Origin of the sequence: Pseudomonas sp. P135, from assembly GCF_020312125.1 — a bacterium.
Classification (GTDB): Bacteria; Pseudomonadota; Gammaproteobacteria; order Pseudomonadales; family Pseudomonadaceae; genus Aquipseudomonas; species Aquipseudomonas fragariae.
Genome location: NZ_JAGPYR010000032.1, coordinates 18,391 through 28,259, shown reverse-complemented (window position 1 = coordinate 28,259; position 9,869 = coordinate 18,391). Strand labels below are relative to the sequence as shown.

The 9,869-nt window shown below is 58.9% G+C and carries 11 protein-coding genes; all 11 read right to left on the bottom strand.

Going from position 1 to position 9,869, the window contains the following annotated elements; translation table 11 throughout:
* Positions 1–517: 517 nt before the first annotated feature.
* Genes KBY08_RS25800 through KBY08_RS25750 form a run of 11 tightly spaced genes read right to left on the bottom strand, consistent with a single transcriptional unit; the run spans position 518 to position 9,809 of the window.
* Complete coding sequence (locus tag KBY08_RS25800; RefSeq protein WP_003317757.1) at positions 518–1,096, bottom strand: TerD family protein; 579 nt, start codon at positions 1,094–1,096, stop codon at positions 518–520.
* A 37-nt stretch (positions 1,097–1,133) separates the two neighbouring features.
* Positions 1,134–1,709 carry a TerD family protein gene (locus KBY08_RS25795; protein WP_024660340.1) on the bottom strand — a complete coding sequence of 192 codons (576 nt, stop codon included), beginning with the start codon at positions 1,707–1,709 and terminating at the stop codon, positions 1,134–1,136.
* A 27-nt stretch (positions 1,710–1,736) separates the two neighbouring features.
* Positions 1,737–2,771, bottom strand: a complete 1,035-nt coding sequence (locus KBY08_RS25790) for a TerC/Alx family metal homeostasis membrane protein (protein ID WP_024643081.1) — start codon at positions 2,769–2,771, stop codon at positions 1,737–1,739.
* Positions 2,772–2,797: 26 nt separating this feature from the next.
* Positions 2,798–3,247, bottom strand: a complete 450-nt coding sequence (locus KBY08_RS25785; RefSeq protein WP_003371299.1) for a tellurite resistance TerB family protein — start codon at positions 3,245–3,247, stop codon at positions 2,798–2,800.
* Between the two features lie 51 nt (positions 3,248–3,298).
* Positions 3,299–4,504, bottom strand: a complete 1,206-nt coding sequence (locus KBY08_RS25780; protein ID WP_225651309.1) for a TerD family protein — start codon at positions 4,502–4,504, stop codon at positions 3,299–3,301.
* Complete coding sequence (locus KBY08_RS25775) at positions 4,501–5,094, bottom strand: TerD family protein (protein ID WP_003406588.1); 594 nt, start codon at positions 5,092–5,094, stop codon at positions 4,501–4,503. Before KBY08_RS25775 ends, KBY08_RS25780 begins: the two co-directional genes overlap by 4 nt.
* 46 nt (positions 5,095–5,140) lie before the next feature.
* Positions 5,141–5,887: an HAD family hydrolase gene (locus tag KBY08_RS25770; RefSeq protein WP_011266644.1), complete on the bottom strand. Its 747-nt coding sequence runs from the start codon at positions 5,885–5,887 to the stop codon at positions 5,141–5,143.
* On the bottom strand, positions 5,888–6,838 hold the full coding sequence (locus tag KBY08_RS25765; RefSeq protein WP_003406586.1) for an HpcH/HpaI aldolase/citrate lyase family protein: 951 nt from the start codon (positions 6,836–6,838) through the stop codon (positions 5,888–5,890).
* Positions 6,838–7,932, bottom strand: coding sequence for a cysteine protease StiP family protein (locus KBY08_RS25760; protein ID WP_003406585.1), 1,095 nt, complete (start codon positions 7,930–7,932; stop codon positions 6,838–6,840). The genes KBY08_RS25765 and KBY08_RS25760 overlap by 1 nt, the downstream gene beginning before the upstream one ends.
* Positions 7,925–8,683, bottom strand: a complete 759-nt coding sequence (locus KBY08_RS25755) for a trehalose phosphatase (protein WP_111522783.1) — start codon at positions 8,681–8,683, stop codon at positions 7,925–7,927. Before KBY08_RS25755 ends, KBY08_RS25760 begins: the two co-directional genes overlap by 8 nt.
* Entirely contained in the window at positions 8,676–9,809 is a 1,134-nt protein-coding gene (locus KBY08_RS25750; protein ID WP_111522784.1) for a phosphoribosyltransferase domain-containing protein, read from the bottom strand. Before KBY08_RS25750 ends, KBY08_RS25755 begins: the two co-directional genes overlap by 8 nt.
* Between the last annotated feature and the right edge of the window lie 60 nt (positions 9,810–9,869).

Sequence of the window (9,869 nt, the reverse complement as noted above, 5' to 3'; positions counted from 1 at the left end):
CGACGGTGAGCTTGAATTGCTCTGAATACTTGGCCATTTGAACACCCCCATTAGGTCGGATTGGTGTCCAACTTCTTGGGGGCAGTCCACTGGAGCGTGAGGAACGATCATCGCAACTATCGTGCGGCGCTCTGCGTCGCATGCCGTTCTGGACGCTCAGCGTCCTCTTGGCGACGCAGAGCGTCGTGAACTGCACTCCCACGCTGGAGCGTGCGGAACGATCATCTCAACTATCGTACGGCGCTCTGCGTCGCATGCCGTTCTGGACGCTCCGCGTCCTCTGGCGACGCAGAGCGTCGTGAACTGCATTCCCACGCTGGAGCGTGAGGAACGATCATCGCAACTATCGTGCGGCGCTCTGCGTCGCATGCATTTCCGGACGCTCTGCGTCCTCTTGGCGACGCAGAGCGTCGGGAACTGAACTCCCACGCTGGAGCTTGAGGAACGAGACGCTCTAACACCCAATAAAAAACCCCCGCCATCGCTGGCGGGGGTTTTTGTTGGGCGCTGCTCGGGTTTAGCCGATTGCCACGCCGTGAGCTTCTGCCAACGGCTTCAGACCGCCGGCAAAGCCCTGGCCAATGGCTTTGAACTTGAACTCTTCGCCATTGCGATACAGCTCGCCGAAGATCATCGCAGTTTCGGTCGATGCATCTTCCGACAGGTCGTAACGAGCGATTTCCTTGCCGTCAGCCTTGTTCACAACGCGGATGTAAGCGTTGGAAACCTGGCCGAAGCTTTGCTTGCGCTCTTCGGCGGAGTGGATGGTGACCGCGAAAACCAGCTTCTTCACTGCGGCTGCCAGGCCAGTGAGCTTGACCGTTACCGACTCGTCATCGCCTTCGCCAGCACCGGAACGGTTATCGCCCAGGTGCTCGACCGAACCATCAGCCGACTTCTTGTTGTTGTAGAAAATGAAGCTGTTGTCGTCCAGCACTTTGCCATTTTCGCCAACGATGAAGATCGAAGCATCCAGGTCAAACTCGGTGCCATCGGTCACACGCGGATCCCAGCCCAGGCCTACGGTGATTTCTGTCAGGCCCGGAGCCTCTTTGGACAGGGAAACGTTGCCGCCTTTACTCAGACTTACTGCCATGTTCTTGATCCTTTCCAGAAAAGTGGTTGGGCGTGAATCAGAAATTCATGCCGAAAGAGTTGGCTACGGCTTTCAGTCCACCGGCAAAACCGCTACCCACCGCGCGGAACTTCCACTCGCCGTTGTTGCGGTACAGTTCGGCGAAAATCATCGCGGTTTCAGTGGAAGCGTCTTCTGCCAGGTCGTAGCGGACGACTTCAGAACCTGACTGCTCATTCAATACGCGAATGAACGAACCACCCACTTGACCGAAGTTCTGCTTGCGGCTGTCTGCATCGTGAATGGTCACGACGAAAACAACTTTCTCCACATCGGCAGGGACACGGGCCAGGTCGACCTTGAGGACTTCGTCATCGCCATCGCCAGCGCCGGTACGGTTGTCACCGGTGTGCTCGACAGAACCGTCGGCGCCCTTGAGCTGGTTGTAGAAAATGAAGTCAGCTTCACTGCGGACCTTGCCATTGGCGGCCAACAGGAATGCGCTGGCGTCCAGGTCGAAATCCTGACCGTCAGTGGCTCGCGGATCCCAGCCCAGACCGATCAATACGTTGGTCAGGGTCGGGTCGGTTTTCGACAGCGAAAGGTTGCCACCTTTTTGCAGAGTCAAAGCCATGATTCGTTTATCTCCTTTATCCAGTGTTTACGCTTTTTCTTCCGCGGATTCGTCTTTGCCCGGAAAGAGCAGGCTTGCAACGATACCGATGATCAACACGACGACCACAACCAGCAGGCTGGTGTTGGCGCTGATCTCGTAACCGTGATGGAACAAGTGGTTGGTTGCGTTCAGGCCCAGTTTGACGGCGATGAAGAACAGCAAGGCGATAACCGCCTTCTCCAGGTGCACCAGGTAACGTTTGAGGGCTTCAAGTACGAAATACAAGGTACGCAAGCCAAGAATCGCGAAGAGCATGGCCGAGAACACAATCAGCGGCTCGCGGCTCACGGCGATGATTGCAGGCACGGAGTCGAACGCGAACAGCACGTCGGAGATTTCCGCCACAACCAGACACAGGAACAGCGGGGTCGCGAACAGAGCGCCTTTGGCCGCCAGCGTGATACCGGCGTTTTCAGGCTTTTTGACTTCCTGCTCCAGCACCGAGCGACTGACGAAGAAGTTGCTGCCGTGCAGTTTTGGCCACACCGGGAACAGCTTCTTGGCGAAGCGATAAGCCATGTGTTGCGAGTAGTCGACTTCTTCGTCGTCGTCATCGCCTGCTCTGAGCATCATGATGGCTGTCCAGGCAACGATGACCGCAAATACTACTTCGACCCATGGACCCAGCGCCAGAAGGCCGGTACCAATGGCGACGAAAATGCCGCGGAAGACGATGGCGCCGATAATACCCCAGTACAGAACGCGGTGGCGCAGGCCATCCGGAATCTTGAACCAGGAGAACAAGGCCATGAACACGAACAGGTTGTCGACGCTCAACACTTTTTCCAGCGCATAACCGGTGACGAACAGCGTGGCGACTTCAGAGCCGTGCTGGACATACAGGAAACCGGCAAACGCCAGCGAAATGGCGACCCAGAAAATCGACCACGCCGAGGCTTGCGCGAGGGTGATTGGCTTGTTTCCCCGGTGGGAAAACATGTCGATAGCCATGGCCGTAACGGCCAGACCGACGAAAACCGCCATCGTGAGTGGAGGGAAGCCTAGAGAGGTGCTTTCCATTTAACTGCGTTCCTTAGGGTAAAAAATTACAGGTCGAAATCGGACGGGTTGAGGCCAAGCTCTCGACAGATCGTGCGGCAGACTTCCCGCTCTTTCTCGTCGAAGCTGCCATCGGCGCCACCGATAGCACAGCAGACGCGCACCAGCAAACGGGCAGCATCTTCTTTCTTTTTGATCTTGCCGATGGTTTTCAAGGCCTCGGCGCGACCAATTTCAAAATCGAACTCGAACTTGGAGCAGGCTTCCTGGAAGCCCTGGATGACGTCCTTCATGTCGAAAACTTTCAGTTCCTGAGAGTTCTGAATGAAGCCCGCCATTTTCTGCTTTTCACTGGAGCTGATATCACCGTCTGCGGCCGATACCAGAGCACAGCCGGAAACCACAGCCTCCATGAATTCGCGATTCTTGAACTTCGAGACTTCCGAAGCCAGCTTGTCGCGAGCAGCTGTTGCGTTTGTTTTTAACCAGTCCAGCATGTCTATCTCCCATGAGGCGGCACAGCCAGCCCAGAAATACCACGGTATTGTTTACTTGGAACCGGCAGCCCAGCGCATGCCCCAGCCGTAGGCTTTGTCCATGTTGCTGTGGCCGTTGTGGAAATCCACACGACGCGTCACCTTGACCGCACCGTTGTCATTTTCCAGCAGGGCAATGGCACACATGCCCTGACGACCGCCCTCTTCATTGAGGCGAACCTCGATGGGCGGCTGGCCCGGCGCGTGAATGGTGACCACCCCGTCGGTTTCCTTCCAGTTCGGCGCACCTTCATAGATGAACGCGTAGACCAGAATGCGACGGATCTTGCTCCAGTGCGCGCCATTGATATGCAGCCACTCACCGTCGCTGATCGAGCCGGTACGGTCATCGCCCATCAACTTGATGAAAGGCTCGGTGTTGAGCGAACCGAACGAGTTGCCCAGCGCCTGAACAGCGCCTTTGAGACCGTCCTGCATTTCGAAGAGGCAGCCTACATCAAGGTCGATGGCGTTACTCTTCTTCATAGAGAAGAAGCCGCCGCCCTTGCTGTCGTTACGACGGTTCCAGTTCAGATTGACCCGAATCTCACCGAAACCGGCACTGGATTTTTCCAGACTGATCGACGCACGGGTCTTGTCGAGCGTGATCTTGCTCAGACTGACGGTCGACTTCGGTGCAAGCGCGGGAACAGGTGCAGGTGCAGGTGCAGGTGCAGGTGCAGGTGCAGGTGCAGGTGCAGGCTGATCCTGCGGCGCAGCGACTTCAACACCGAAGTTTTTCGCCAACGGCTCAAGGCCGCCGGCAAAACCCTGGGCCACGCAACGGAATTTCCATGCCCCCTGACGCAGATAGAACTCGCCCAGAATCAGCGCGGTTTCTTTCATGCCGCTGGTCGGGATATCGGCTTCGATACCGCCGGTGATGTTCAATGCCAGGCGTGACACGCTGCCAAAACTGGCCTTGTTCTCATAGATGGTCGCCGTCAGGGCAACCTTCTCGATGACCGAATCCAGACGGCTCGGGTCAAGACTGAATACCGCGCGTCCGGCTGAGGCTTCCGTCTGCTGCAGCGCACCGCCGTTCACGCTTTTCTGGCCGTAGAAACACATGTCCTGATCGCCACGGACCTTGCCGGAACTGGTCAGCAGGAACGCAGACACATCGATATCAGCGTCCGCGAGCGGAGCGTAAATAATTTCCACCGTCAGCGGACCGGCAGCGACCGGCGCGTTGGCGCCCGGGACAAGTTGGGTCATACGCGTATAGCCCCGATCGCCAGCTCGACCAGATCATCAGCAGTGCGACCGTTGGTGACCTGGCCTACTGCGGTGAAATCCCAGCCCGATGGCGTGCGCGTCAGGTAGGACATCACAACGCCGGTGTGCTGGCCTTTTTCGGACAGATCAAAGCGGCCCAGTTCATTACGGCTGCCCAGATCGACAATACGGCAGTAGGCATTGGCGACTTTTTCGAAATTCTGACCGGTGAACGAATTGACGGTGAACACCAGGTATTTGACGTTGGCAGGCAGTTTTTCCAGATCGACGCTGATGGTTTCATCGTCGCCCGCGCCTTCGCCGGTCCGGTTGTCACCCGAATGCTGAATGGCACCGTCAAGCGATTGCAGCTGGCGAAACCAGACCAGATCGAGGCGCCCTTTGGCGGCGTCAAGCATGATGCACGAGGCATCAAGGTCGATGTCGCCACCGCCACCACCGAGCAATTTTCCGAAGAAACCGCTGGCTTTTTCAGGGTCCCATCCAAGTCCCATGCTGACTTTCTTGAGGCCTGTACCAGCAGTTTTCTCGAGTGAGATCGTCTGGTTCTTTGCCAAAGTGAGTGCCATTTTTCGCTCCATGTGACGTTGGATTTCGGATAAAAGTGTTACAGCCTTACCGTGTTGGCCCGTCTTTGCCATCAGGATTGTGTAACTTGGCGTTAACGGGGCCTTTATAGCGGCCTCGACGCCACGTCGGATGGAACAAACGCCAGTGCGCATCCTGAGCAGCGGCGAGCAATTCGTGGTCACCCCGGGTGTCGCCCCAGGCGCGAACCCGGAACTGGGTCAGTGGCCCGTAGACACTCTCCAGGCGTGCAACTTTCGAGTCGCAACGGCAGTTGCTGCCTTCGATCAAACCGGTCAACCTGCCGTCGATCACTTCCAGGTTGGTACCGATCAGCTCTACTTTCAGACGATCAGCGAAGGGTTGCAGGACCATAGCAGGCGATGCTGAACAAAGCGTGACAATGGCGCCCTTCTCGATTTCAGCGGCGATGGACTCCAGCGCTGCGGGGCGCATCAGGCGCTTCCAGTGCGATTGGCAGAAAGCTTCGGCCTTTTGTTGCAGCCATTGCACTTCAACACCGCTCAGAAAAGCCTTGATCAGACGGCCCTTGAGTTCATCACGGGTCAGGCGCTTGGCCAGGTAGCCGATGCTGGGCAGCACCAGCCGCGCCATGCGCACCGAAAAGGCACGTTGCCCGAAAGCGAATTTGAGAAACGGGACAAAGCTGTCGTGGCGGGTAATGGTCCCGTCGAAATCGAAGACCGCCAGCAGGCGCTGTTCCACTTCGATTTCAAGGTCGGGCCCTACAGGCTCAAGATCGGGTCCTGCGTTTTGAAGGTCAGGTTCTATCATCTAGCTAACTGCCTCAGCGAGTCGAATGCTGGCATCCATGATCGAAGCGGGTGCGGATAACACTCCATGCCATTTGGCGCGCTCCATGATGTGGGTTGCCCATTTATAGTGGGTAGCCGGTTCACACATCGCATCGTTGTACTTGAACACTGCGGGCGCCACAGAGTTCAAAATCATCCGGGCGGAGTTCATGTCCTCCAGACTGACGCGTAGCGCATTCTGAATGATATTGACCTGCGAGGGGTGAATTGCCGTTTTGCCGACCAATCCATTGGTAATATCCAGCGCCAGCTCATGCTGCAGAATGTCCGGAGTGGCCAGTTGCTCGAAGACCGGTGCGGTGAGCGCAAAGCCCTGCGCCCCCATGACGCCTGCCAGCATGGGGATGACATACCCCATTGGCGTCGAATACAGGGTCATGGCCGGATTGCGGCGCAGCCCCAGACAGCCCATCAGGTCATTGCCTCCGATGCGCAGCGCAATGATCCGCTCGTACAGGCTGGCCTTCAAGGCTTCCCCCAGCTCGACCATTGCTGCCGGATTGAACACCTCCGGAGTTTCCAGTGTAGGCATCAACGCCAGCGCCGGGTTGGTGACGGCCTGCTCCCAGCTCGTCAGACTTTTCAGCGAGAGCTTAGGAACAACGAAACCGTCGACGTGCGCCATCAGCGGCCAGTCGTTGAGAATTCGCGCCATCGCCGCGTCTCTCGGACGCACGAACAGCAGCGGACCGTTGGCCGGACGACCGCCACGATCGCGGATACGGGTGAGTACCTGACGAAGATTGATCAGTGCCGTGTCGACATCGGTCAGTGCCACGGCGTCTTCCAGACAGACGACCAGCGAACGCAGCTCGGGAATCTTTTCACCGAACACCACATCGACGATATCGTCCCGGGTCGCGGGCATGTACAGCGTTGCCCCCAGCGCATAAGGCGAGAATAAGGCCATTAGCTCAGACTCCGAATGATGGTCACGGCCCGATAGGGCCCCAGGAGATCGCCCACTTCTTCGACGGGAATCCCCGCTTTTTCGGTCAGGTGCAACAGCAATTGCACGTCGCTGTCAGCCAGGTTGCGCACCAGTACGTGATCCGGCACGCGGCGCATGACCGCTCTGGTGGCTTCGGCAATGCCCGGCTTGATGCGATTGAAGTTATTGATCCTGAAGCGCTCGGCCAGACGGTCGACCACCTGTGATGCGGCGGCCTTGAGTTCGGTTCGCTGAGGCAGCGTCCAGGGTGTCAGTGTGAGCGTAGAACTGTTTTGACGACGCTGGCTGTCGATCTGTTCAATAAAAGACTGCGTGACGTCGTGGTCCAGCAACTGCTCGTACACCACGCAACCGTGCAGCCCGCCGTCCGTCGGCCAGATAGAGCGCGACACCAGACCCGACACCGTGGCGCCGAGAATGCCGGACGGAATCACCCAGTCCTCTGCCGACGCTGCCAGCCAGGCGCTGCCACACGGATCGGCCAGCACCACCAGCCGAGGTTGATCCGGGAAACGTTTATCGCCCGCCAGGCTGCGACGGATCTCCCCCGAAATCGCGCCCTTGCCGGTCCAGCCGTCGACGAACACGATGTTCTGCGCGCCGTGGGCCTGAATGATGGCTTCAAGCGCCACCGTATCAATGCCGCGATCACGGACGATACTGATGCCGTAGTGGTGCGCTTCGCGACCCAGATCGATCAGCGCCCGCCGCAACAACACGCCCAGTGGCAGACCGGCGCGCACGAACGACACCAGAATGATTTCAGCGCCTGCGCACTCGCGGGCGAGCGCCTGGGCCAGGGCCTGTACATCGTCGGCCATGCGCGCGCCGTTCTGCTCGAGCGCCCGCTCATAGAGCGCCTTATGGGCAGCGCTGGGGGCCGACTCTTCGCTGATCATTTCCGAATAGTGCTTCTGTCGCGTCTGAATCAGGCGCTCCTTCTCCTCGACGCTGGTGGTCTGCAGCGCCACACCGCGCAACAGAAAGTGCACGTCATCATGCAGGTAACTGCCACTGCCGACCGTATCGAGCCCGTGAACGGGATCACTCATGCGCTGCTCCGACAAACATTTTCGCCAACTGACTGCGGGCAGGTGTCGCCCACCAGTGGCACTCGTCCATGAAACCCAGATCGGTGATGCTGTCGCCAAAACCGAGCACCGGGCGTTCGCCATTGATCGCCTTGTCGCGCCGCAGCCACTCCTGGACCGCGTAACGCTTGGCCAGCCCTTCGGGCAGGAAAGCCAGATTGTTGCCGTTGCCGTGGATATGCATGCCGTCGAGCAAGCCTCGCGCCTGCACTTCGGCCAGCACTTCGCCGAGGATGCTGTCATCGCTCTCGTTGTGCTTGGTCACCACGTAATGGAACAACTGCGCCTCTTCGACCACCCAGCCGCGCAGTGAAAACCCCAGCTCCTGACCGATCGCCAGTGTCGTCGCCGACAGCTCATGCAGGCGCGACTGGTAGCTGGCCAGGGTCTGTTTCATCTGCTCGTTCCAGTCATGATCCAGCCGCCCCATGACATCAAGCATCACGCCGCCATGCGAGCATATCGCGCCTGCGGTGAACGGCAGTTTGACCCGGCTGTAGGCCTCGACACTGCGCGCCGTCACCGGCACCACATCGGAATGCGCCAGCAACCAGTGCGCGAACGACTTCTGCACGTTGGTCATGTAGCCGTTGGCCTTACCCGTGATGTCCAGCGTTGCGACGTGCTTTTCAATGCCAGCCGGCGTTTTGCGGGCAGTCTGGAAAAGCGTGTCGTCCAGATCGACGAAGATCAGCGGGCGGTCGTTACTCATCGCAGATGACCTCGGCGTTCAGTGCTTCGATCAGCTCGGCAGGCACGGCCTGCCTTGGCGTTTCGGTACAGATCAGCACCCGGTCGAACTGACCCGGCCGCACGTTGTAGAGGAAGTTGGGGATGCCCAGGCCATAGTTGTCGGAGAACGACAGCGCATGGTCGATGGCATGGCCGAGTGCAATCGGTGAACGGCTGGTGGAACTGAAATGCACGTCGGCTCCGGCCTTCTCCAGACGCTCGGCGAGCAGGAACGGACGCCAGACGAATTCACTGGTGCCAACTACCAGAATGCGTTCGTCCTTTTTGACGGTGATGCCGGGTGCCAGCGTATCGGCCACCGAGAGCACACCCATGCGCCCCCAGTCGTTGGCCGTGACCAGCGGCCAGTCACCCATGGCGACGGTGCCGACTTCCGGCATCTCCGGCAGCGGCGCGCTTGAGTCTTCATCAAAGGAGTACGAGCCTTGCAGCAGCGAGACCTGCTCTGCCACTGCGCCCATCGAGGTACTGACCGCGCCCGCCGACCAGTCAGTGAGCACGCAGGTCACCACCCGCTCGAGCTTGCTCAACCCGGCATCGACCAGCGCCTGATGCAGATTGATGAAGGTCTTGCCCGTCGACGCCTCATCATCGACCAGCACCAGCGAACGCGCGCCGAGCATCATCTCGCGTAGCGTTGGATCAACGGGCAGGTGGATCAGATGAGCGCTGGCATGGCTGTGCTCTTCTTCAAAGCGGGCGAACAGTGCGCTGCCGGTCGGATGGCGGGTGCTGACCATGTACAAGGCATCCGCGCGCGTTGCGCTGTAGGCACGGTGTACGCCAGCGCCGAGTCCGACAGCCGTTTCGGCCATGCCGATGACCAGCACCGGACCGGGCAGATCTGCGGGGATCTTGTGCGCCAGGTCCTGAAAACTTTTCAGCATCACGCTCGGGCGCGCAGGGATGTGGCGTCCCAACACTCGGGACACGAAGAGAAACGCGCGCTTGGGGTTACGCCGCTCAGCGAAGCCGAACAGCGAATCCGGAGCGATGGTCGACGAATCGACGCTGACATCGAGGCGACCACGAAGCAGATCAGCACGAAGCTTTGTAGGGTTGGAAAAAGCTGCGCTGCTGTCCATCGATAAATTCCTGATTAACGGGGCCGCAGCCCCTGACGCCTGCGGATCAGGCAGGCAACA

Bases quoted from the DNA above. Each gene is read 5' to 3' on its own strand.
- KBY08_RS25800 (WP_003317757.1), bottom strand. From the start codon at position 1,096: ATGGCAGTAAGTCTGAGTAAAGGCGGCAACGTTTCCCTGTCCAAAGAG.
- KBY08_RS25795 (WP_024660340.1), bottom strand. From the start codon at position 1,709: ATGGCTTTGACTCTGCAAAAAGGTGGCAACCTTTCGCTGTCGAAAACC.
- KBY08_RS25790 (WP_024643081.1), bottom strand. From the start codon at position 2,771: ATGGAAAGCACCTCTCTAGGCTTCCCTCCACTCACGATGGCGGTTTTC.
- KBY08_RS25785 (WP_003371299.1), bottom strand. From the start codon at position 3,247: ATGCTGGACTGGTTAAAAACAAACGCAACAGCTGCTCGCGACAAGCTG.
- KBY08_RS25780 (WP_225651309.1), bottom strand. From the start codon at position 4,504: ATGACCCAACTTGTCCCGGGCGCCAACGCGCCGGTCGCTGCCGGTCCG.
- KBY08_RS25775 (WP_003406588.1), bottom strand. From the start codon at position 5,094: ATGGCACTCACTTTGGCAAAGAACCAGACGATCTCACTCGAGAAAACT.
- KBY08_RS25770 (WP_011266644.1), bottom strand. From the start codon at position 5,887: ATGATAGAACCTGACCTTCAAAACGCAGGACCCGATCTTGAGCCTGTA.
- KBY08_RS25765 (WP_003406586.1), bottom strand. From the start codon at position 6,838: ATGGCCTTATTCTCGCCTTATGCGCTGGGGGCAACGCTGTACATGCCC.
- KBY08_RS25760 (WP_003406585.1), bottom strand. From the start codon at position 7,932: ATGAGTGATCCCGTTCACGGGCTCGATACGGTCGGCAGTGGCAGTTAC.
- KBY08_RS25755 (WP_111522783.1), bottom strand. From the start codon at position 8,683: ATGAGTAACGACCGCCCGCTGATCTTCGTCGATCTGGACGACACGCTT.
- KBY08_RS25750 (WP_111522784.1), bottom strand. From the start codon at position 9,809: ATGGACAGCAGCGCAGCTTTTTCCAACCCTACAAAGCTTCGTGCTGAT.